General features: G+C 39.5%; 22 protein-coding genes and 3 pseudogenes. 4 read left to right on the forward strand and 21 right to left on the reverse strand.

Translation table 11 applies throughout. From position 1 onward, the window contains the following. Window positions 1-70, forward strand: a pseudogene (locus H7N67_RS08210) (RNA-guided endonuclease InsQ/TnpB family protein); the annotation flags it as partial. A 58-nt stretch (window positions 71-128) separates the two neighbouring features. On the opposite strand, the pseudogene H7N67_RS06805 reads toward H7N67_RS08210, so the two are convergent. The 3 genes and pseudogenes from H7N67_RS06805 to H7N67_RS06815 form a co-directional block, all read right to left on the reverse strand. After that, window positions 129-1,190, reverse strand: a pseudogene (locus H7N67_RS06805) (type I restriction endonuclease); the annotation flags it as partial. 4 nt (window positions 1,191-1,194) lie between these two features. Next, a complete protein-coding gene (locus tag H7N67_RS06810) occupies window positions 1,195-1,878 on the reverse strand; it encodes a restriction endonuclease subunit S (protein WP_187939477.1) in 684 nt (227 codons plus the stop codon). A 10-nt stretch (window positions 1,879-1,888) separates the two neighbouring features. Then, complete coding sequence (locus H7N67_RS06815; RefSeq protein ID WP_187939478.1) at window positions 1,889-3,469, reverse strand: type I restriction-modification system subunit M; 1,581 nt, start codon at window positions 3,467-3,469, stop codon at window positions 1,889-1,891. A gap of 178 nt (window positions 3,470-3,647) precedes the next feature. Here H7N67_RS06815 and H7N67_RS06820 point away from each other — a divergent pair, with 178 nt between their 5' ends. Then, on the forward strand, window positions 3,648-4,334 hold the full coding sequence (locus H7N67_RS06820) for a phosphatase PAP2 family protein (RefSeq protein WP_187939479.1): 687 nt from the start codon (window positions 3,648-3,650) through the stop codon (window positions 4,332-4,334). A gap of 23 nt (window positions 4,335-4,357) precedes the next feature. On the opposite strand, the gene H7N67_RS06825 is transcribed toward H7N67_RS06820, so the two are convergent. Beyond that, window positions 4,358-5,314 (reverse strand): COG2958 family protein, encoded by a 957-nt coding sequence (locus H7N67_RS06825; RefSeq protein WP_187939480.1) that lies wholly within the window; start codon window positions 5,312-5,314, stop codon window positions 4,358-4,360. Next, entirely contained in the window at window positions 5,311-6,912 is a 1,602-nt protein-coding gene (locus tag H7N67_RS06830; protein WP_187900091.1) for an ABC-F family ATP-binding cassette domain-containing protein, read from the reverse strand. Before H7N67_RS06830 ends, H7N67_RS06825 begins: the two co-directional genes overlap by 4 nt. Before the next feature lie 203 nt (window positions 6,913-7,115). Between H7N67_RS06830 and H7N67_RS06835 the strand changes: the two genes are divergently transcribed. After that, window positions 7,116-8,093 (forward strand): GMP reductase, encoded by a 978-nt coding sequence (locus tag H7N67_RS06835; protein WP_187939499.1) that lies wholly within the window; start codon window positions 7,116-7,118, stop codon window positions 8,091-8,093. 162 nt (window positions 8,094-8,255) lie between these two features. Here H7N67_RS06835 and gmhA read toward each other — a convergent pair whose 3' ends face one another. The 15 genes and pseudogenes from gmhA to cdh all read right to left on the reverse strand — a co-directional run. After that, window positions 8,256-8,834 (reverse strand): D-sedoheptulose 7-phosphate isomerase, encoded by a 579-nt coding sequence (gene gmhA / locus H7N67_RS06840; RefSeq protein ID WP_187939481.1) that lies wholly within the window; start codon window positions 8,832-8,834, stop codon window positions 8,256-8,258. Beyond that, complete coding sequence (gene rfaE1 / locus H7N67_RS06845; protein WP_187939482.1) at window positions 8,827-10,218, reverse strand: D-glycero-beta-D-manno-heptose-7-phosphate kinase; 1,392 nt, start codon at window positions 10,216-10,218, stop codon at window positions 8,827-8,829. Before rfaE1 ends, gmhA begins: the two co-directional genes overlap by 8 nt. Next, window positions 10,215-11,207 (reverse strand): ADP-glyceromanno-heptose 6-epimerase, encoded by a 993-nt coding sequence (gene rfaD, locus H7N67_RS06850; protein WP_187939483.1) that lies wholly within the window; start codon window positions 11,205-11,207, stop codon window positions 10,215-10,217. Before rfaD ends, rfaE1 begins: the two co-directional genes overlap by 4 nt. Window positions 11,208-11,215: 8 nt before the next feature. Next, window positions 11,216-11,737 carry a D-glycero-beta-D-manno-heptose 1,7-bisphosphate 7-phosphatase gene (gmhB, locus tag H7N67_RS06855; RefSeq protein WP_187939484.1) on the reverse strand — a complete coding sequence of 174 codons (522 nt, stop codon included), beginning with the start codon at window positions 11,735-11,737 and terminating at the stop codon, window positions 11,216-11,218. Beyond that, window positions 11,727-12,467, reverse strand: a complete 741-nt coding sequence (locus H7N67_RS06860; RefSeq protein ID WP_187939485.1) for a sulfite exporter TauE/SafE family protein — start codon at window positions 12,465-12,467, stop codon at window positions 11,727-11,729. Before H7N67_RS06860 ends, gmhB begins: the two co-directional genes overlap by 11 nt. Then, complete coding sequence (locus tag H7N67_RS06865) at window positions 12,458-13,129, reverse strand: type III pantothenate kinase (protein WP_187939486.1); 672 nt, start codon at window positions 13,127-13,129, stop codon at window positions 12,458-12,460. Before H7N67_RS06865 ends, H7N67_RS06860 begins: the two co-directional genes overlap by 10 nt. Before the next feature lie 4 nt (window positions 13,130-13,133). After that, window positions 13,134-14,771, reverse strand: coding sequence for a plasminogen-binding protein PgbB (gene pgbB, locus H7N67_RS06870; protein WP_187939487.1), 1,638 nt, complete (start codon window positions 14,769-14,771; stop codon window positions 13,134-13,136). 4 nt (window positions 14,772-14,775) lie between these two features. Beyond that, on the reverse strand, window positions 14,776-15,432 hold the full coding sequence (locus H7N67_RS06875) for a hypothetical protein (protein WP_187939488.1): 657 nt from the start codon (window positions 15,430-15,432) through the stop codon (window positions 14,776-14,778). Then, window positions 15,429-15,866: a dUTP diphosphatase gene (gene dut / locus H7N67_RS06880; protein ID WP_180523301.1), complete on the reverse strand. Its 438-nt coding sequence runs from the start codon at window positions 15,864-15,866 to the stop codon at window positions 15,429-15,431. Before dut ends, H7N67_RS06875 begins: the two co-directional genes overlap by 4 nt. Then, window positions 15,856-16,350, reverse strand: a complete 495-nt coding sequence (gene greA, locus H7N67_RS06885) for a transcription elongation factor GreA (protein WP_001031343.1) — start codon at window positions 16,348-16,350, stop codon at window positions 15,856-15,858. The genes dut and greA overlap by 11 nt, the downstream gene beginning before the upstream one ends. Window positions 16,351-16,390: 40 nt before the next feature. Beyond that, a complete protein-coding gene (lpxB, locus tag H7N67_RS06890) occupies window positions 16,391-17,473 on the reverse strand; it encodes a lipid-A-disaccharide synthase (RefSeq protein WP_187939489.1) in 1,083 nt (360 codons plus the stop codon). Then, a complete protein-coding gene (gene mua, locus H7N67_RS06895; protein WP_187939490.1) occupies window positions 17,473-17,934 on the reverse strand; it encodes a nickel-binding protein Mua in 462 nt (153 codons plus the stop codon). Before mua ends, lpxB begins: the two co-directional genes overlap by 1 nt. Window positions 17,935-17,940: 6 nt before the next feature. Then, window positions 17,941-18,294 carry a hydrogenase/urease nickel incorporation protein HypA gene (gene hypA, locus H7N67_RS06900; RefSeq protein WP_000545280.1) on the reverse strand — a complete coding sequence of 118 codons (354 nt, stop codon included), beginning with the start codon at window positions 18,292-18,294 and terminating at the stop codon, window positions 17,941-17,943. 58 nt (window positions 18,295-18,352) lie between these two features. Then, window positions 18,353-20,509 carry a flagellar hook protein FlgE gene (gene flgE / locus H7N67_RS06905; protein WP_187939491.1) on the reverse strand — a complete coding sequence of 719 codons (2,157 nt, stop codon included), beginning with the start codon at window positions 20,507-20,509 and terminating at the stop codon, window positions 18,353-18,355. A gap of 207 nt (window positions 20,510-20,716) precedes the next feature. Further along, window positions 20,717-21,610: pseudogene (cdh, locus tag H7N67_RS06910) on the reverse strand (CDP-diacylglycerol diphosphatase); the annotation flags it as partial. Window positions 21,611-21,800: 190 nt separating this feature from the next. Here cdh and H7N67_RS06915 point away from each other — a divergent pair. Further along, window positions 21,801-22,130 (forward strand): zinc ribbon domain-containing protein YjdM, encoded by a 330-nt coding sequence (locus tag H7N67_RS06915; protein WP_187939492.1) that lies wholly within the window; start codon window positions 21,801-21,803, stop codon window positions 22,128-22,130. Between the two features lie 57 nt (window positions 22,131-22,187). Here the strand turns inward: H7N67_RS06915 and H7N67_RS06920 are convergent, their stop codons facing one another. Further along, window positions 22,188-22,403, reverse strand: a complete 216-nt coding sequence (locus H7N67_RS06920; protein ID WP_001206520.1) for a hypothetical protein — start codon at window positions 22,401-22,403, stop codon at window positions 22,188-22,190. Window positions 22,404-22,486 lie beyond the last annotated feature (83 nt).

Raw genomic sequence — 22,486 nt, forward strand, 5'->3', positions numbered from 1 at the left:
CAAAGGGTTAAGTCTTTTTGGGGTAGGAAATATCCATGCAGACTTTAAAGAACAAAGCCTTTCGTGTTAGTGTCCATTAGGGCGCTTTAGTTAGGAAGCTCCTTGCTTTAGCAAGGGGTGGTTTCACCGTATTCTTTCATGGTTTGATAGTCTAGATCTTTCCTATCCACCACAAACAAAACCTTTGAAACATATTCTAATTCTTTAGCCAACGCCGCGCTTTTAAAGCTCGTTAAGGTTTTACCGCTCCCTGTGGTGTGCCAGATATAGCCTCCGTTCTGGCTTTTCGTTTTACTATTTTGCGCGGCCTTGATTTTTTCCAAAATCCTTTCGGCCGCCACGATTTGATAAGGCCGCATCACCAATAAAACCTCTTCGCTTGTGAAAACGCAATAGCGCGTTAAAACATTCAAAAGGCTACGCTTTGCAAAAAACGACTGAGCAAAATCCATTAAATCCTCAATATTACGATTCTTGCTGTCCGCCCAATAATTCGTGAATTCAAAAGTATCGGCTTTATGGTTTTTTTCCAATTGGGCTATTCTTGTGGTGTTTGAATAGTATTTACTACTCGTGCCGTTACTGATGACAAAAATCTGCACGAACTCAAAAAGCCCGTCTTCAGCGCTAAAACTATCCCTTTTATAGCGCTTGATCTGATTGAACGCCTCCCTGATCGCCACGCCTCTTTTTTTCAATTCCACATGCACTAAAGGCAAGCCATTCACAAGGACGCTCACGTCATAGCGGTTTTGATACTTCCCCCCTTTATTGCTGTATTGGTGGATCACTTGCAAGGCGTTTCTATGGATATTTCTCTTATCAATGATTTTAATGTTTTTGGTTTTCCCATTCTCAAGGGTTAAATTAAAAATCGGATCTTCTTGGATCTTTCTCGTTTTAGCCTTATAGTCTTCGTTTTTATTGGCGATGAATTGAGAATAAAGAGCGTCCCATTCTTTAGGCGTGAAAGAATGATCGTTAAGCTTTTCTAACTGCTCTTTTAAATTGTCTTTCAATTCTTTTTCGTTGTGGATTTGTTTAAATTCATAGCCTTGTTTTTCTAAAAGCGCGATAAACGCCCTTTCTAGCTCTGCTTCGCTCTCATAAGCGCTTTTCCTCTCACTATCGCTATGAAATTCCGCTACCACCGTGCTTTCATTGCTTTCTGCGATCGTTTCGTAATTCATGCTTTTATGCCTTTTTAACTTCTTTATTGGGGGTTAGTGGTTTGAAGGTCAGTAGTTTTTCTCGGTAATATTCGTATTGTTTTTTTCGGGCTTTGATTTCAGCGGGGATACCGGCTAATAAATCGGTGGTTAGAGCTGAAAATTGATCCAAAATCTTAACGATCTCTTGTTGGATCTCTAGGGGCGGGATGGGGATGGTTATTTTTAAAAGTAATTGCTTTGAAACATTGAAGCGTGTTACACCATTAGCAACTTTTAAAATATTTTTCCTAAAATTGTAGTCTCTTAAAAAATGTTTAAGAAATGATGGATTAAATAAATTCTTATCAAAAAATCTAAAACCAAAACAAAAACTATTAAGATAAATATCTTCCTCAATCTTTTGAGTAACTACGCAAGACATCGCACAATCCTCTAAATTTTCAGATGAACCAGTAAAAAGCACATCGCCTAATTGAATTGTATTTTGTTTTTCTTTATCCCCTATTTGAACGCTTTCTAAAGCATTTAGATCTAATTGCGGATTATTAAAAACATTGATATAAGGAACATAAAATTTATTACCCTGAAAGAAAGATTTTTTACTTTTTCCAACAAGTCCACCATAAAATTCCCCAATATCGCCCAACTTCCTAAACTCCACCCCCTTAGGCGCTAAAGTGTGGAGTAATCGCTCTATTTTATTCATTTTGCCCTCCTTAAGCTTCTAGCTCTTTGATGATGGATTCAAGGCTGTTTCTTAAAGCGCTCTGTTTTTTTACGATTTGAGAAATCTCATCATTAAGCGCTTTAATGTCAATGATTTCTTTCGTGTCTTCTTGCTCCACGTAGCGGTTCACCGAAAGGTTGTAATCGTTTTCTTGGATTTTCTCAATATTAGCTAGAGCGCAAAAATGCTTGATCTCTTTTCTTTCAATATAGGTTTGCAAAATCTTTTCTCGGTTGCGCTCTTTGAGTTTGTTTTTCTTGCCTTCTTTGAGGAATTCCTTACTCGCATCAATAAAAAGCGTGGTGTCGTCTTTTTTGTTTTTCTTAAGCACTAAAATGCAAGTGGCGATATTCGTTCCAAAAAAGAGGTTGTCCGGTAAAGCGATCACGCAGTCAATGACATTTTCTCTCACTAAATACTCTCTGATTTTCTTTTCGGCACCGCCTCTATAAACTCTATAAAGCACCCCGGGAAATTCCACGATCGCAGCAGTGCCTTGATTGGATAAATAAGAAAGCATGTGCATGGTGAATGCGAGATCGGCGGCGTTTTTGGGCGCTAACACACCGGCTTTGCTAAAACGCTCGTCGTTGATTAAAAGGGGGCTGTTATCGCCCACCCATTTAGTGGAATAAGGAGGGTTAGAAACGATCGCATCAAAAGGCTCATCGTTTTCATGTTTTGGGTCTAAAAGCGTGTCCCCTAGCGCGATGTGGAATTTAGAGTAATTGATGTCATGCAAAAACATGTTGATACGGCAGAGGTTGTAGGTGGTCAAATTGATTTCTTGCCCAAAATACCCTTTTGAGACGTTTTTATCGCCTAACACTTTAGAAAATTGTAAGAGTAAGCTCCCGCTCCCACAGCATGGATCATAAACTTTATTAATACTCTCTTGATTGTGCAGGGCGATTTTAGCGAGCAGTTCGCTCACTTCTTGGGGGGTGAAAAATTCCCCTCCGCTTTTGCCGGCATTGCTCGCATACATGGCCATTAAATATTCATAAGCGTCGCCAAAAACATCAATCCCGCTTTTTAAATAATCGCCTAATTGCATGCCCCCTATGGCTTGAAGGATTTTAGCCAATTTTTCCACCCTATTTTTATGAGAGCTCCCTAATTTATTGCTATTGACATCTAAATCCGCAAACAAGCCTTTGACGTTTTCTTCTGATGGAGTGGTAAGGCTGGATTTTTCTATTTCGTTAAAAATGTTTTGTAGGGTTACATTGAGATCTTCGTTATGGGGCGCGTTTTTTAAAACGTTACAAAATAAAGCGCTTGGCGGGATGAAAAAGCCTTTTTCTTCAATAAGGTCTTCTCTTGCGCGCTCGGCTTCTTCATCGCTTGATAAAGCGTAATCAAAACTCGGATCGCGCTTTCGCTCTTCTTTATTGATGTAATCAGTCATGTTTTCTGAAATGTAGCGGTAAAAAAGAATGCCTAAAACGTATTGCTTAAAATCCCAGCCATCCACTGAGCCTCTCAATTCATTAGCCACTTTCCAAATGGTGTTGTGCAATTCGTTGCGCTCTAAAAATGCTTGGTTATTGTTTGGGTTGTTTTCCATGATATAAGCCCCTTTTTTGTGTTTTGAGCGGTTTTGTTTGGCGTTGTCAGTGCGCCCTTTAAAGGCTTCATTATATCATAAGAATATTATTTTTTTATTCCATGCGTTTTCTGTGCGTTTGTAGGGTAAATAAGCTATAATTACCTTTTTTTAAAGTCATTTTTTAAAAGGGGTTTGAATGGTACTTGACAGAACAATCAGCGTAAGAGAAAAAAAAGCGGCTAAAACGCTTGGGGTTGTGGGGATCGTCTTTTTTATTTTGTTTGGCATAATGATAAGCGGGGTGGCTTTTCAAAAAGAGTGGGTGCAACAATTGGATTTATTTTTTATAGACTTGATCCGCAACCCTGCCCCCATTCAAAAAAGCGCATGGCTTTCTTTCGTGTTTTTTAGCACATGGTTTGCACAAAGCAAGCTCACCACTCCTATAGCCTTACTCATTGGCTTGTGGTTTGGGTTTCAAAAACGCATCGCTTTGGGGGTGTGGTTTTTCTTTAGCATTTTATTAGGTGAATTCACCTTAAAATCCCTTAAGCTTTTAGTGGCGCGCCCACGACCTGTAACCAATGGCGAATTGGTTTTTGCGCATGGCTTTAGTTTCCCCAGCGGGCATGCTTTAGCTTCAGCGCTTTTTTATGGCTCTTTGGCGTTGTTGTTATGCTATTCTAACGCAAATGCTCGCACTAAAACGATTATTGCTGTGGTTTTGCTTTTTTGGATTTTTTTAATGTCGTATGACAGGGTTTATTTGGGCGTGCATTACCCTAGCGATGTTTTAGGAGGGTTTTTATTAGGGATTGCTTGGTCGTGCTGCTCTTTAGCGCTTTATTTAGGGTTTTTGAAACGCCCTTATAAAGCCGCTTAAAGCGTTTTTTAAAATCTTATTTTTTAAAAAGAAAGCGATGGGTTAGGGTATAACTCCTCTTTCTTTTTAACCTCATCAAATTCATCTTTATAGCGGTGTTGGTGGTTTGGGTCATAATCCACAACGCTCTTTAAAAAACCGCTGAATTTTTCATTTTTCGCGCTAAGCTCTGAAGCCACGGTGTAATCAATCTTTTCTTTGTATTTAGCGTTCAATAAAATAGCGCTTTTATCCTCATCAGTCCTTAAATCAATCACGCCAATCCCAAAACTCGCATGCAAACGCTTCAATAAATCCATGAGTTGGGGATTGTGCGTATCAATATGACAGCCCACTAAATACCCTTCATTAGCCCACGAGCTGTTAGAAATCGCTTGAAAATAACACTCCCTGCAATTATGCACGCTGATTTCTTTTTTCAATTCAAAGCTCACCAACTTAACGGGCAAAGTGTCAAATTTCTTAGAAAAAGCGATTAAATTTTCATTAGACAATTCAGCGTGCAAAAACCTAACCCCCACCATGTCCGGATAAAGCCACCTGTCCATGCCTTTTGGCGATTTCAAACTCTCTTCATGAAAAATGGTTTTCGTGTAGCATTTCAAATTTTCGTTATGAATAGCCATATAGGTTAAAAAGGGGTGCAAATCTCTTTCATGCATGATTTTATTATGTGCGATTTTAACGCTTGGAGCGCTTGGCTTTTGAGTATTCAAAACCGGCTCATTCATCGCACCTTTTAAAGCGATTAAAGCTGGCTTTTCTTGCACCTTAAAAAAGGGTAGTTCTTCGCCCTTGTTTAAGGCTGTATAAATAGAGGCGCTAACGCTTTGGTGTGGAGTGTTGCCCCCATAATCAAACATTTTTGTAATCTCGCCTTTTTCAAAAAGCTCTTTGGCTTTATCATACGCTTCAGTAGGGCTAATCGGTCCTGTGATCTCTAAAACGCTTTGAACGATTTCAACGTCTTGCGGTTTCATTTTTTGCTCGCTAAATACTCTTCATAACTGCCTTTAAAATCAATGATTGAAGCGCCTTTAGGGCTTGGGACTAATTCAATGATCCTATTAGCATACGCATCAATGAGCTCTCTGTCATGGCTTATGCAAATCACTGCCCCATCAAATTTAAAGAGCGCTTCACCTAGTGCGATAATGGCTTCTAAATCCAAGTGGTTGGTTGGCTCATCTAAGACTAAGAAATTCCCCCCCTCTAGCATGAGCTTGGATAAAACCATTCGGTGTTTTTCGCCCCCACTTAAAGCGTTCACGCATTTTTCTTGCTCTTCGCCATTAAAAAGCATTCTCCCTAAAGCGTTCCTCACCTCTGCACTTTCAATCTTTTTATTGAAATTAAAAAGCCATTGATACAAGGTCTCTTCCCCGCTAATTTCTTCGCTCACATTTTGAGGAAAATAGCCTTTTAAAACTGTCGCTCCCCATTTCACCACGCCCTTATCCGGCTTTAACTCTTCTACTAAAATTTTACAAAGCGTGGATTTACCCACGCCGTTTGGCCCTATGAGGGCGATCTTGTCTTTAGGCATCACTTTCAGGCTCACTTGATTTAAAACGATTTGCCCATCATAACTTTTAGAGATGTTTTCGCACTCTAAAGCTTCATTACCAATGGTTCTTTTAGGTTTAAAAATAATGCTAGGATCCCTCCTACTGGATACCGCTAAACTTTGAATGTCTAATTTATCCAGTTGTTTTTGGCGGCTGGTGGCTTGCTTGGCTTTAGAAGCGTTAGCGCTAAAACGAGCGATGAATTTTTCTAGCTCTTCTTTTTCTTTGAGTTTTTTATTGCGTTCGGCCTCTTGCTGTTTAGCGATCAGAGTAGAAGCGATATACCAATCGTCATAATTCCCGCTGAATTCGCGCACGCTGTGAAAATCCAAATCCAAAATATGCGTGCATACCGCATTTAAAAAATGCCTGTCATGGCTGATGACTACCATCGTGCCTTCATGGCGTTTGAGGTTGTTTTCTAACCATTCAATGGCGTTTAAATCCAGATTGTTAGTCGGCTCATCTAAAAGCAAAATATCCGGTTTAGGGAATAAGACTTGAGCGAGAAGGATTTTAAATTTATCGCTGCTTGGCAAGGTTTTCATCAAATCGTTGTGTTTAGAGCTAGGAATGCCTAAATCTTCTAGGATTTTTTCAATCGCCACTTCGCATTCATACATGGGATCTTCTTCTACGCAAATGGTTTCTAACTCCCCTAATCTCGCATTCACTTTATCATCGCTCAAATCGCCTTCAGTGTATAAGCGTTCTTTTTCTTTGATAGCGTCATACAAACGCTTATTGCCTATCAAAACCGCATCTTTAAGGCTCAAATCTTCAAAAGCGTATTGATCCTGCCCTAAAACCCCCATTCTCATCCCGCTTGTGATGATGACTTCCCCACTGCTGCAATCAATGCTCTTGCTTAAAATCTTTAAAAAAGTGGACTTTCCTGCCCCATTAGCCCCAATCAGCCCGTAGCGCTTGTTTTTATCCAGCTTGATATTCACGTTTTCAAACAATTTTTTAGTCGCATAGCGTTGCGTTAAGTTGATGGTTTGCAGCATCTTGTGATTTCCTTATTTTTGTGATTAGATTTATAGAAAGTTTATTGTAGCGTTTTCTTTGCAATATTGTAACCCTTGCTTATTATGGTTATTCATAAGGCCTTTGACGCCCAAAATTTGATCGATCCTATATCATTTTCTCTTGATTTTTTATTCAAATTAAGGTAAAAATAATGTTTTTAAAGCAAAAAAGGATCGTGTCAATGAAAGTATTTGATTACGAAGATGTCCAACTCATTCCTAATAAATGCATCGTGAATAGCCGTTCAGAGTGCGATACGACCGTTATTCTAGGCAAACATGCGTTTAAAATGCCCATAGTCCCAGCCAACATGCAAACAATCATCAACGAACCGATCGCAGAATTCCTAGCAGAAAATGGCTATTTCTACATCATGCACCGCTTTAATGGATCGGCAAGAATCCCGTTTGTCAAAAAAATGAAAGAACGCCAATGGATCAGCTCAATCAGCGTTGGGGTGAAAAAGGAAGAATATCTTTTGATAGAAGAGTTAGCCAAACAAGGATTAACGCCAGACTACATCACGATCGATATTGCGCATGGCCACTCAAATTCTGTCATTGAAATGATCCAACGCATCAAAACGCATTTGCCAGAAACTTTTGTGATTGCCGGAAATGTTGGCACGCCAGAAGCGGTCCGTGAATTAGAGAACGCCGGTGCTGACGCTACAAAAGTTGGCATCGGGCCTGGGAAGGTGTGTATCACTAAAATCAAAACAGGCTTTGGCACGGGTGGTTGGCAACTAGCGGCTCTTAGGTGGTGCGCTAAAGCAGCAAGAAAGCCAATCATTGCAGATGGCGGCATTCGCACGCATGGGGATATTGCAAAATCCATACGCTTTGGTGCGACAATGGTAATGATTGGCTCGCTTTTTGCAGGGCATGAAGAATCATCTGGAGAAACAAAAATAGAAAATGGTATCGCATATAAAGAATATTTCGGTTCGGCATCAGAGTTCCAAAAAGGTGAAAAGAAAAATATTGAAGGCAAGAAAATTTGGATTCAACATAAAGGCTCGTTAAAAGACACGCTGATTGAAATGCATCAAGATTTGCAATCTTCAATCTCCTATGCAGGCGGGAGAGACCTTGAAGCGATTCGAAAAGTGGATTATGTGATTGTGAAAAATTCAATTTTCAATGGGGACACAATCTAAAAAGATTGATAAAACGAAAGCAAAAGACAGAAAAAAGGGTTTTCAACCTCTTTTTCAAGCGATTTGCTTTGACTTGGATTTTTGTTGTTTTTTGATCCTTTCTTTATTTTCATTGCATCTTGTTGGATCGTTTTCTTAAATTCAAGTACACAGCCTTTGAATTTAGTTTTTGTGAGCGAAATGCCTTTCAATGCAATCGCATAAGATGTGGATTATAAGAATGTGCATTTCTTGGATTCGTGGGGTGTCATCACTAGGGACAATCAAAGCCATATCGCTTAAAGGCTTCATTTTCCCCCCATCACGCCCCGCTAAGCTAAGCGTTTTCATCTCTAAATCTTTGGCTTTTTCATAAGCTTTTAGGACATTTTTGGAATTACCGCTTGTAGAAATCCCTATTAAAACATCTTCTTTATTCCCTAGCGCTTCCACTTGTCTGGCGAACACTTCTTCATAACCATAATCGTTCGCAATGGCGGTGAGAGCTGAGGTATCGGTATTAAGGCTTATCGCGCTCAAGCCTTTCCTTTCCAATTTATAGCGCCCGGTCAATTCAGCGGCAAAATGCTGCGCATCGCTCGCGCTCCCCCCGTTACCGCAAATAAGGATTTTCCCTTGATTTTCTAAAGTTTCTATCAAAAGATAAACGCTTTGTTTTAACGCTTCTTGCAAACTCTCTAAACTTTTTTCTAACGCTTCCTTATGGGCTAAAAATTCTTTTTTTATTAAATCATCAATCATTGCATGTCCTTTTAATTTTTTCTATGATAGCGCTTGTGGAATAACCTTCTTCAAATTCTATCAAACGGGTTTCTTTAGCAAACTCGCTCCCTATGACTTCTTTATTGAGATAGTCCGCTCCCTTGACTAAAATATCAGGCTTTAGGGCTTGAATTAATTTGATTGGCGTGTCTTCTTCAAACACCACAACATAATCCACGCAAGACAAACTCGCTAAAAGAAACGCTCTGTCTTTTTCGCTCACTATGGGGCGTTTATCCCCCTTAAGCCTTTTAATGGAATTATCGCTATTTAACCCCACAATGAGAATATCCCCTAAAGCTTTGGCCTTTTGCAAATAACTCGCATGCCCTTTATGGAGGAGGTCAAAACAGCCATTGGTGAAAACGATTTTTTGCTGATGGTGTTCTAAAGTTTCTAACAGCTTTTCTAAAGGGAGGATTTTAGGGTGCGTTTGGTTCAAAATCAAAGCGATTTCTTCTAAACTCGCTAACGTGCTCCCCATTTTACCCACCACCACCGCCGCAGCCGCATTGGCAAACTCGCAAGCATCTTTTAGACTCTTTGATTCCAATAAAGAAAGCGTTAAAGACGCGATCACCGTATCGCCAGCTCCCGTGACATCATAAACTTCTTTAGCGATAGTGGGGCAATTGACTAGCTCGCCTTTTTCTAAAAAATCGATGCCTTGTTCGCTCAAAGTGACTAAAGGCATAGCGATTTGATAAGTTTCTTTTAAAATTTGGAGCGCTTTTGATAAATTCGCATGGCTGTCTAACTTCAAATGGAGCGCTTGCTCTAATTCAGCGCGATTAGGCGTGATCAAACTCGCATGAGAATATTTGCTATAATCTTTCCCTTTAGGGTCGCATAAAATGAGCTTATGGTGTTGGTTAGCTAGCGTGATGATAGTTTGAGTGAGTTCAAAATCCAACACGCCCTTATTGTAATCTGAAAGGATCACGCCATCTATTTCTTGGATTTTTTCTGTGAAAAAATCTAAAAGTTTTTTTCTTAAATCAGCGCTTAAGGGATCTTTGATTTCCTTATCCACGCGCGCGATTTGCTGGTTTTGCGCGATGATGCGCGTTTTAAGCGTGGTGCAACGGGTTTTATCTATCAAAATACCTGAAGCGTCAATCCCTCTTGCTTTTAAAGCGCTAATGAAATGCTTGCCCTCTAAATCATCGCCCACGACCCCACATAAAAAGACTTTAGCTTTTAAAGAGATAAGGTTATTAGCCACATTGGCCGCTCCGCCTAAATTCTTGCTCTCCCTTTGGACTTCTAAAACAGGCACAGGGGCTTCAGGCGAAAGGCGTTCGCTCTTCCCCCACAAATAATAATCAGCGATTAGATCGCCTATGACTAAAATTTTTTTCATGCGTGTTGTTCTTTGAAAATCGCATGGATATGGGGCAAATAATCTTTAATACCGCTTTCCAAATCGTATAAAGGGGTGTAATCTAAATCCAAAATAGCAGGCTCAATATGCGCTTGGGTGTGCTTTTGGAAAAAAGCGTAAGGGTTTTTAATATAGCTCACTTTAAAATCCCCTAAATGCTCTTTTAAAATGCTAACGATTTCATTATAACTTCTGGCTTGCGAATAACCCACATTATAAACCCCGCTTTTTTGAGCCTTCATCGCTTTCACATTCGCTTGGATCACATCTTCAATATAGACAAAATCCCTTAATTGCTCGCCAAATTCAAAAAGCTTGACTTCCTTAAACGCCATTGTGCTTAAAGCGAGTTGCAAAACCATGGAAGCGGTTTTTTCTTTATAAAATTCCCTAGGCCCATAGACATTGAAATACCTTAAGCCCACTTGAATGTTATCGCTTGAATGAGAGAGAACAAATTCGTCCATGCAAAGCTTGGAAAAGCCATAAACATTTTCAGGGCTTTCGTTTTTGCCTACCACATTGGGGGCTTTGGTGTTGCCATAAACGCCCGCTGAAGAAGCGTAAATCACCTTAGCCTTTTTTGATTGAGCGATTTCTAAAAGGTTTAAAAAAGCCTGATAATTAGTTTTCATCACTAATTCTTGATTGAGCATGGTCGTATCAGAAACAGCCGCTTGGTGGAACAAATAATCAAAATGCAATTTTTCTAAACGCCTTAAATCTAAGGGGTTATTAATATCAGCTACAATCACCTCACCCTTAAAACCGATTAAATTCTTAAAATGCCCTAAAGAACTCGGGCGGTTATTACTGAAAAGCGTGTTACTGCGAAACTTATCCAAAATGACTACTTTAGCTTTAGGGTGGTTCTCTTGAAAATAAAAGGCCAAATTACTGCCTACAAAGCCAGCCCCACCGGTGATTAAAATCGTTTGATTTTCTAATCCATCATCAATATAACGCATCACTATCCTTATTTAATCCAATCAATCATCTCTTTAAGATCTTGACATTGTATCCAAGAATGAGGAGTTTTTAAAAAATTTGTGGTCAATAAAAGGTTATTTTTAACTTTAGCGTTCAAACCGGCTAACATGTCGCTCTCCTTATCGCCTATCATAAAAGATCGCTCCAAGCAAATTTGATGCTCTTTAGCGGCTTGCAAAATCAAAGAGGGCTTTGGCTTCCTGCAAGCGCAATTTTCTTCTGGGGCGTGCCTGCAAAAATAGACGCCATCCAGATTAAAACCTAATTCTTTAAGCAAGCTTTCTTGGAGGTATTGGGTGAGTTGTTCAAAATCTTTAAGGGTGTAATAGCCCCGGTTGATCCCAGATTGGTTGGTGATTAAAAGCAATTTGTAGCCTAAAGATTTCGCATGTTTTAGCAATTCAAAAATCCCTTTTTGAAACTCAAAATCTTCTTTTTGACTCACATAGCCTTTATCAATATTAATAATGCCGTCTCTGTCCAAAAAAAGGGCTTTGTTAGTGTTCATGCGAATGCACTCCTTTATGATCATGCTGAGTGGTGCTATTTTGATGATGCATCGCATGAGGCATTTTATGATTAATGAGCATGATCCCCATATAAAGGACATAAAGCCCAAAAACCCCCATTAAACCTTTAGACAAAAGATTGAAAAATTTCCTGTAAGAAACGGAAATTTTGCTTAAAAAAATCCCCATTAAAAACAACGGCACGCTGGTGCCAAGCCCAAAAGAAAGGCCTAGCATCGCTCCCATAAACGCGCTATGACTGAGAATCACGCTCGCTAAAAACGAATACACCATCATGCAAGGTAAAAACCCGTTCAGCACGCCTAAAAAATACAGCCCTAGAATGTTTTGAGATTGCAAGGTTTTTTTCATCAAAAAAGAGATGAAAGGGATTTGAAAGCTTAATTTTTCCACTTTAGCTCCCAAGAGCGCTAAAAGGATTAAAACAATCCCCATGCTCATCAATAAAACGCCCCTAAAGCCCATGCCCACGCTAAGACTATGCCCTAAACCTGCCGTGATAGCCCCTAAAAGCATGTAGGTGCTGATCCTTCCTACATTATAAAGGGCATGGCAAGTGAGCTGGTAAGAAAAGCTTGTAACTTTAGAAAATCTTATTTGACTAAACGCGCTCACAATCCCCCCACACATGCCCACACAATGCCCTAAGGACATGCTCAAAGCGGCTAAAAACATGCCCAAAAAACTCAAATTCTGCATCATTTGCATTCTAGTATCCCTGCTTTTTTAAGAGCGATTTCCATCCCGTCAAAAACCAAACGCTCCTTGCAAACAGAATGGGGTAAAAACGCGCTCAAATACTTCGCATCGCCCCCACAAAGATAGATTTTCTGATCTTTAGCTAAATGCTGGATACAAGAGATGATACTCAAAACCATGCCGTAATTCACAGCGTCTCTGGTGTTTTTAGGTAAAACTTCTAAAGAATCTAAAGCCTTGAAAGGTTGCTCTAAAATTTTAGCGCTTTTTTTATACGCATGAATATATTGGGCTAAACCGGGCAAAATACACCCTCCTAAATGCTTGCCCTCTTTAATTAAATCAATCGTAATCGCGCTCCCCGCATCCACTATAACCCCATTAGCCACCGCTAAACACGCCATTTGCCGGTCTATCCCAAGCCCTACATAGTCGGTTTCTAAATGAAAAAACCCTGCAATATTTTTAGCGTTAGGGTAACAATTTAAAAGAGCTTTTTCATTTTCTTCATTCACGCTAATGTAAAAAATTTCCTTTTGAATACCCAAACGCTTTAAATCTTCTTTAGCGCTTGAAAAGAGCTGATAGTTTTGCGCGAAATGGATGCGCGTATTGCCTATATCGCACAAAACCAGGTTTTTCAAATCTGTAAAAGATCGCCTAGCTGGCATAGACTCACTTCTTATTCATTTCTAAAGCTTTTCTTCTTTCTTCAAGCTCTTTTTCATCTCTTTCTTGATGCTCTCTCGCTCTTTGTTCAAATTCTCTCGCTCTTTGTTCGGCTTTGGCTTTTTTCTTTTCTTCTTTCAAGCGGCGTTTTTCTTCTTTAGGGCTGAGTTTAGGGCTGAGTTTTGGCGCTTCTTTAATAGCGTTATCCTCTTTTGAAGTAGGAGCGTTTTTGTTTTCTTGATTTTCTTTTATGCCTTTTTGGATAGCGTTATTTTGATTGTTAATAGGCTCAGGCCTTCTGGTTTTAACTTCTTCTTCTTCAAACCCGCTATTTCTTGGCTTAACTTTGTTTTCTTCTAAAGGCTTTTCTTTAGCTTTATGCCTTTCTTGCAAATAAATAGGAGCGTTCCCTTTTTCGCCTTTTTGAGATTTTTTAGATGCCGATTTTTCCACAACGGGATAAAGTTTTGGTTTAAAATCATTATAATCTAAATAGTAGCGATCATAATACACCCGATTTTTATCATAAAACACCCCTTTATCCAAACGATTAGATGAAAAAAACTTAAAACTGCCTATAGTTGGTGTTTTATAGACATTATACGAATCAAAATCGTTCAAATCCACCTCTATCACATACCCTCGTTTTTCTAAAGAATACAATTTATTGTGGTTTAATACAATGGTATTGAGCGAAGCGAAGGGCAGTTTCACGCTGTTTAATTCCCTCAAACTCTTATCCATTTGCAAAATCTGCCCATCTAGCGTGAGCACATATAAAGTCCCCTTATCATAGAGCAAATCCACAATATCCCCATCATAGTTGAACTCTTGACCGCTCACGACTGAGAGTATCCTTTTCCCTGTAGAAGCGATCATGTTATTGCCATCTACGATAAGGTAAGTGATATTGTTAAAAAACTTATCGCTGCTGATAACAATGTTTCTAATAGGCGTAGGGTTTCCATGCACATAATCCACGACTAACAAGCGCCCATCTAGCATGGGGAACACCACGACCGTATCCATAAAAATAGGCATCGCCATTAAAGAATTGATCGTGGTGCTTGGGGAACCTTTCTCGCTAAAAAGCAATTTTTGAGAAGTGATGTCGTATAAATTCGCTGAATTGTCCGCTAACACCACCGCTAAAAGATTCCCTTTAACGCTCGCGCTCAAGGCAAAAGTCTCCAAAGGAATAACGATAGATTGTTGGCTGGCGTTAGGGTTATTGCTAATCAATTCCACTTGATGACAGACTTTATCTTGGACTTCGGCTTCAACGCCCTTTAATTTCAATTCCGTTTCTTCAGTCTTAGCCACCTTGCTTTTGCTTGTTTTTTTATCAATCTTGTTCAAACAATCTTGCGCAAGGATGAAAAACCCTTGACTCTCATTTAAAAAACTGCTTTCGTAATTGAAGTTCTTACCGATTCTTAGCTGCGTTAAACCTTTATCGCCTATAACCGCTCCATTTTTCAAAATGGCTCCATAACGATTAGACGAAACGATACTTTCTTGCAAATGGTTAGGGAAATACGCTTCGCCTTTAACTTGGTGTTTAGCGGGTTTGAAGTATTTTCTCATGTTACAGCCACTAAAGGCAATTAGGGCTATGAGTAAGATTAAAAATGGTTTATTCATCAAATCAATGCGTTCCTTGAATGGTTTCTTTTTTTAGATTAGTTGGTTTGGAAGGGTTTTGTTGAATATCTTCTAACATTCCATAGTGTTTTAAAACAGAGATTATAGCATAGAGTGAAGAACTTAGAGGGATAGTGGATAAACTTTGATGCGCTTTTTTGATCGCGTCTTTAGAATTTTCTTCATACAACAAGTTCACTTCTTGTAAAGCGCTCATTTCTTTAAGAATGGGGCTTTTTCCAAGCAAGTTTTTATCTCTAGAGAGCGATGCGTAAGAATATTGTGCAAAAGTTTTAACGATTTCATTAGAAGATTGCGAAAGCCTTTTAAACTCGTTTGCATCGTTTCTTTCACTCGCTCTGGCGAATTGATACAAATCATACAACTCTGGGGCGACTTCTTTCAATCTTTTTTGCAAAGCTATATTATTAGGGCTCTCTAGCACTTCATTATAAATTTGAGTGATTCGCTCTCTCGTTTGCTCACGCTTATAATCTTGCAATTTCGTATCCCCTAAATAAGCGATAAAAGCCACGATAATAAACAACAACACCCACTTGTAGCGTTTGAAAAACTTTTCTAATCTAAACGCTCCCTCTAAAAGCTTTTCATCGCTTTTAAATTCGTTTCTAACTTGCTCTAAATTTTCCTTAATATTCATGCCCTGCTCACTCCAGTGCTGCCAAACCCCCCACTACCCCTTGAAGTTTCATCTAATTGTTCGCATTCTATAAATTCGGCTTTATAAGTTTTTTGAACCACCCCTTGAGCGATCCTATCCCCTACTTGGACTTTAAAATCTTTATCGCTTAAATTCGCTAAAATGACCTTAATTTCGCCCCTATAATCGTTATCCACCGTGCCAGGAGAATTTAATACCATCACCTGATGGTTCAAAGCCAAACCGCTACGGGTGCGCACTTGCAACTCATACCCCACTTCTAAAGACAAACAAATCCCTATTTTCACCAACCCCACGCTATGAGGTTTGATCATTACTTCTTCTACAGCGTGCAAATCAAAGCCTGAAGAGCCCTCGGTTTGGTATTTAGGGATAAGGGCGTTTGGGTGGATTTTTTGGATTTTAATTTTCATCAAAACAAATCTCTTTATAATAAATGTCTAAAATTTCAAAATCGCTCTCGCCATTGGGTAATTGAATGCTCACCGCATCGCCCTTGCTCTTGCCTATCAAACTCTTAGCGATCGGCGAACCAAAAGAGATTAACCCTTTAGCCGGATCGCTCTCCACGCTCCCTACTATCGTGTAAGAAAACTCTTTATCGTTATCCAAATTAAGGATTTTAATCGTGCTGCCAAAACTCACTTTATTATGAGCCAAAACGCTCGGATCAATCACTTGAGCGTTAGCGACAATTTCGCTTAAATCCACGATTCTCGCTTCAATGAAGCGTTGTTTTTCTTTAGCGGCATGGTATTCAGCGTTTTCTTTCAAATCCCCATGCCCTCTAGCAATATCAATTTCTTTCACAATATTAGGCCGTTCCACCTCTTTTAATTGCTTTAATTCCGCGCAAATCTTATTGTATCCATGCATACTCATAGGTTCTTTATTCATTTAATCTCCTAAGCTTATTCAGTAGAGATTATAGTAAAAATTAAGTTAAATTCAGCAAAAAAGCCATCTCTTCGGCGACTTTTCTCGCACTCCCACTGGCTAAATATTCCCTTAATCTCAAACTTTCTTTAAAATAGCGCTCTCTGTCCATTTCTTTATACGCTTTTAACAAACCCTCTACGCTCAAAAAATGCTGGATCAATTCCGGGTGTAATTGGCTCTCCCCAAGCCCTGGAGTCTCATCATTTAAGGCGTTATAAAAGATGTTCGCTAAACCTATATAATGCAAATTGACCAACATTCTAGCGATCAAAAAATCCATCGTTTTAGCCCTATACGCTAACACAAAAGGCGTGCCAATCAAAGCGGCCTCTAAAGTCGCTGTGCCGCTGCAAATGAACGCAAATTCCGCTTCAAACAAACTCTTATGCGCATCATAAGAAATTTCAAATAATTGAATATCTTCTCCATAAAGAGCTTTCAAATCCAACCCCTTAAAGAAACTCGGCACCACTAACACACGCCTTTTAAACCCTTCGTTTTGTTCTAAAATTTGAGCCGCTTTAACAAATAAAGGGAACATTTTAGCGATTTCGCTTTTTCGGCTTCCTGGCATAAACACTAGAGTTTCGCCCTTAATATCTTTTTTATAATATTTAATTTCATCTAATAAAGGGTGTCCCACATATTGGGCTTTTTTTTGGTAATAGCCCACTTCAAAAGGCAAAATCGCTCCCAAAAAATCGCAGTATTTTTCAAGGCTTTTAGCGCGCCATTTTTTCCATGCCCAAACTTGCGGTAAAATATAATACATGATTTTTTTATGCGGGTCTTGTCTTTTGATTTTTTTGGCTAGGGGGATATTGAAAGAAGAAGAATCCATTAAAAGCACCATATCCGCTTGTTTGGCTAATTGGACCATTTCTTTATGGGCTTTGAGTAAAAACCCCAAACGGCCTATCACATCTCTAAAACCCATGACAGAAAATTCTCTAGGGCTATAGAGTGCGTCTTTGCTTTCAAACACGCCAATGAAACGATAATCTTTAGGCAAATTGCACCGTAACTCCTCTAAATGAACATTAGAGCTCGCTTCTAAAGCGCTCACTAAAATCGTGGGCATTATTTGTCTTTCAAAAGGTTTTGGACTTGATAGAGCTTGATTTCTTTATGCAAATCCCTCAATTCAATTTTGAGTAACGAATTTTCAAAATCTTTTTTAGAGAGATGGTTTTTTAAAAGCCTGTTTTCGCGCAAAACGCTGCGGTATTGCAAGTAAAGCCCTTCATTGAATAAACGCTTACATGGTTTAGCCATAATAACCTGATTGTCTTTAGCATAAACTTCCACTTCTTCAAGGGCTTTAGGGAAAATCACATCTTCTTCTGTATTTTGCGTTTCTTTGTTTAAGCGGGAATTTTCTTTTTCTAATTTTTTTTGACAGATTTCTTGCTTCAAACCTTTTAAAACGCTCTTTTTCTTACGCAAGATTTCTTGGACTTGCTTCAATTCCAAACGGATTTTTTTTAAAACTCCTCTAGTATATTCAATCTCTTGTTGGTAAGCGTTCAATTCTTCTTGCATCGGTTTTTATTCCGCTAACATTTCTAAAGACAACAAACGCATTTCATTGCCTTGAGTGATAATGACATTCTTGCTGTGGCATTTCTCACACACCCCATAATCTAGGGCGTTAGGCTTAAAAACATGCGAACAATCCTTGCATTCCAATTCAACCTTTTCATCCACAATGTCTAAAATAGCGTCTTTACACACCAAAGATTCTTCTCTAAAAGTCTCAAACGCGCTCACAAACAAGCTCTTATCCATAGCGCTTCTTTCACCAATACCGACCACAACTCTTTCAATCTTATGGGCTTGATTCTTCTTCGCATGCTCTTCGCAAAGAGCGATTAAAGAAGAAACGACCGAGTATTCATGCATACTAAACCTTAATCTTTAAATTAGCCCCTATTATATTGTATTAGAGTAATCCTTTGGTTTATTGCTTGAGATTCAATAGGGTGTTAAGGATTTGATCGGATGTGGTTACCGCTTTAGAGTTCGCTTGAAACCCCCTTTGAACCACAATCAAATTCGTTAAACTCCGGCTCAAATCCACATTACTGGACTCTAGTTTGGATCCTGAAATTGAACCCCTACGCCCCGTATTAGCCGCACCGATTAAGGCTTGCCCTGAGTTTCCGGTTTGAGAAAAGACATTCCCACCTAAAGCCTGTAAGCCCGCATCGTTAGCGAAATTCGCTAAAGCCACTTGCGCGAGCGCTAAAGTCCTGCCATTACTGAACGCCCCTAAAAGCACCCCGTCTGAATCAAAGCGAACATCCATCAAATCGCCCGCTTGATAGCCGTTTTGCTCAATCGCATAAGTTTCAGAAATCTTATCCACGCTCGTTAGCCCGTCAAAGCTCCCTGAAGAACCAAAGGCTAAATTGATGCGTTGGGGGGCATCAGCACCATTTTTAGGGTCAAATTGCAAAAGAGGCGGGTTCATGCCTGCAAGCGATCCATCGTTATTGAAGCGCAAACGGCCTCCTTCAAACACATTAGGCCTAGCCGCTGACCCCCCTACTAATTCCCCAGGCTCAGGCACGATCACCCTAAAATTCCATTCCGCTCCCCCACTCCTATAAAATTCAATGCGCATGGCGTGTTTAGTGCCTAAGCTGTCTATCACATCAATGCTTGTCGCATGGGTAGCGTGGGTGAATTTAGAACTGCTCGCTGACGCCCCTCCTTCAATCAAAGAAGCGGTATTAAGCCCTTTCATCGCGTTTTTAAACAAAACATTGTTCGTTACGCTGTCTGAAGAATACCCGCTCACAAAGATATTGAGATTTTCTTTAATGACATTTTTATTGTCTTTATTATTGATTTCAAACATGCCGTATTGGTTGATTGTAACCCCCACAGAAGCCGCTGAGTCCTGGTAATTATCCGCTAAGCTAGGATCTTTAACGATATTAGCGTCATGCTGGATTAAGGCGCGCAAGTCTTCAGTGGTCCTAAACTGCCCAATATCCGCATTAGGGCTGATAGAATGCGTATAACTATATTTGAAAGCCGTTACATCTTTATCGCCGTCTAAAAAGTTAGCGAACGCCCCGGTTCCGGCTTGAGTAACCACAATGTTTTTAAGCTTTTCATCGCCATCTAATTCATTGGTGTTTTCCAAACGCAATTGCTTGCCGTCCAAATAAGCTTCAATCCCTGTTTGGCTTTTAACCGCATTGATCGCATTTTTAGCCGCCACTAAGCTTGAAGTCCTGCTCACCGCTGAATCGTTCGTGAAAGAAATCTTAACCCCATTCAACTCAAGCGTGCTGTTTTCTGCAGAAGGGAGGATGTCTTTGACCATTTTCGCGCTCTTATAGCTCACCCAAATCCCTTGGTTTTCATTCAATAAAAGAGCGTCGCCATCTTCATTGTATAAAGATCCCATGTCCTCGGCGACTTGAGCAAGATTCGTTCCTGAATCATACACCGGATTAATGCCATCTGAAGGGGTTTTAGCTGAAGAATCCAAAGCAAATACCGCCGCTGTTTGATCGGCATGCCTTCCAGCGTTTAAATTCGCTCTCATAGAAATGCGATTACTCGCTCTGGCTGGCATCACCATTCCAGGATCAATTCTAATGTTTTCTAAAGGACCGGTGTTATCCACTTTTAAAGCGTCCGTATCGCTCCCTTTATTGCCGGTATCGCTCCCGTTTCTCACCCACCCTTGCACCACAAGCCCGCCGGTAGTAACCAAACTCCCTTGCGAGTCAAAAAGGAACTCCCCGTCTCTAGTGAAATTGCGCGTGATCCCCCTATCAGGGCTAATGATAAAAAAGCCATCGCCTTGAATCGCTAGATCGGTTTTGACATCCGTGTTTTGGATATTGCCTTGCGAAAAGATTTTAGTCGTCGCATCCACGCCTACCCCAAGCCCCACAGAAAAGTCATTCTGCCCTGCTAATCCGTTTTTATAAGGTGCGGTAGCGATGAGTTTGACTTGAGAGAGCATATCCACAAAAGAAGCCCTAGAATACTTAAAACCAGTGGTATTCACGTTCGCAATATTGTTACTCTCAATATCCAAAGCGATTTGGTGGGCTTGCATCCCATTGACACCAGACCATAAAGACCTAAGCATGGTTATCCTTTAATTTAAAGAAATTCAATCTATGCAAAATAAAGCAAAAGTTGTTCCTAAATGGCTTTTTAGAATGATTGGTTGCGGATTTTAAGTTTTATCAATCAAAAAAGTCAGTCAAATTCATGAGAGAATAGGGGGTTTTGTAACACTACCCCCATAACGCTTTTTAAAGGTTATCGCTCAAATTTAAGAATCTAACTCGCTTTAGTGCAAAATCGCGCATTCATGATCTTGAATCTCTTCGGCTGAAGCGCGATTTAAAGTCAATGGGTTAAATTGTGTCGCTAACAAGACAAAGGAGTTATCGCTCTGTTGTACCACCGCTAACCCATAGTCCCCCATGCGTTTGTGCGCGTTAGGCACTTCTTTATTAAGCATGACAAACGGGCTTTTTTGTGCTAATTCGCTCTCTGTTACCCGACGCGCCAAATATTTATGCCCGTTCAAGCCACCTGATAATGGCGACCAACGGCTGTTGATTTTTTTTAGATGATTGTCCAATTGTTTGCGTGCATCAAGGCTAATGCAAGAGATATGGATGTGAAAATGGTTTTGCGATCGCCCTTTTTTAGAGTTGATCGTCAAAGAAATTGCGCTATCAGGAATGGGTTTGCCGTATTTTTTACTCATAAAATCGCGCGCTTGCCATGATAAGTAAAAAAAGTTAGGCGTAGAAGGATCAAGCAGCAAAGGGCTTTCAATACCGCTAATGTGGGTTGTTGGCATCAACAAATATTGCAACGGGCCGTTAATATCTTTTAAAACCACATAGCCGGCATCGGGTTTGACTTCTATGCATGGCGAAGGATTCTGATTTTTCTCATAATTGGGCAAACACTTCTCAAAAACAATCTTACGCAACACATTCGGATCTTTAGCGTTTAAACTCATAACAGCGATAGCCATCAGCGCTAAAAAAAGAAAGCCCGCTTTTTTCATCTTTTTCGCTCCTTGTTTTTAATGAGAGTTTTTACAAACCCTCTCGTTATTTTTCTACAATAGCGGTTAAAATCTTTAATCATTATGATTATTTTAATAAATTTTAACTTATTTGCTCCATTTAGTAACCTATTTTAAAAAGAGCTTTTTGAATGCTAACTAGAAAAAATTTAAATTGATAACATTAAAAAAGCTAAAAGATTTTTTTAAAATATTAAATAGCTTGCGCTAAGCAGGTGATAATTTTTTGTCATGCGATCTTAGGGGTTGATACTTATCAAATTAAAGCGTTTTATAACCTTGCTTTAGATAATATGGTAGCATTGACACCACGATAAGGATAATTATCATGCAAGATTTACCCCCATGCCCTAAATGCAACGACGCCTACACCTACCATGATGGCACGCAGTTCGTTTGCTCTAGCTGTTTGTATGAATGGAATGAAAATGAAGTTAGTAATGAAGGATTAATCGTTAAAGATTGCCACAATAATCTTTTACAAAATGGGGACTCGGTCATTCTCATTAAAGATTTAAAGGTTAAAGGCTCATCTTTGGTGCTTAAAAAAGGCACTAAAATCAAAAATATCAAGCTTGTCAATAGCGATCACAATGTGGATTGTAAAATAGAAGGGCAGAGCCTGTCTTTAAAATCTGAATTCCTTAAAAAAGCTTAGGAAAATACAAAAAGCTTAAAAATAAGAAAAGCTCAGTGGTTTTTAAGCTTGTAAAAATCATTTTTTAGAAAAAATCAACTTATCCAACTTGAAAAAAATCACCGCTCCAATGGTTTGCCCTAAGAAAAGATTGAGCCACAACGGAAAATTGAAATAATAAAAAATCTCCATAAAAGGCAGCATCACCAACGCACTTAACATCCACCTAAGCCAATAAACCAAAAACAACTTAGAAGCGTATTCTGTGCCAAGTTTCTTAAAAAATTCTCGCATAAAGATAACCCTTTAAACCCTTTTTGCAAACTCTCCCTAAAAAGGAAAGCCCGCTATCAAGGAATATTCCTAAATCTCATGCC

This window comes from Helicobacter pylori (assembly GCF_014498195.1).
GTDB lineage: Bacteria > Campylobacterota > Campylobacteria > Campylobacterales > Helicobacteraceae > Helicobacter > Helicobacter pylori_DO.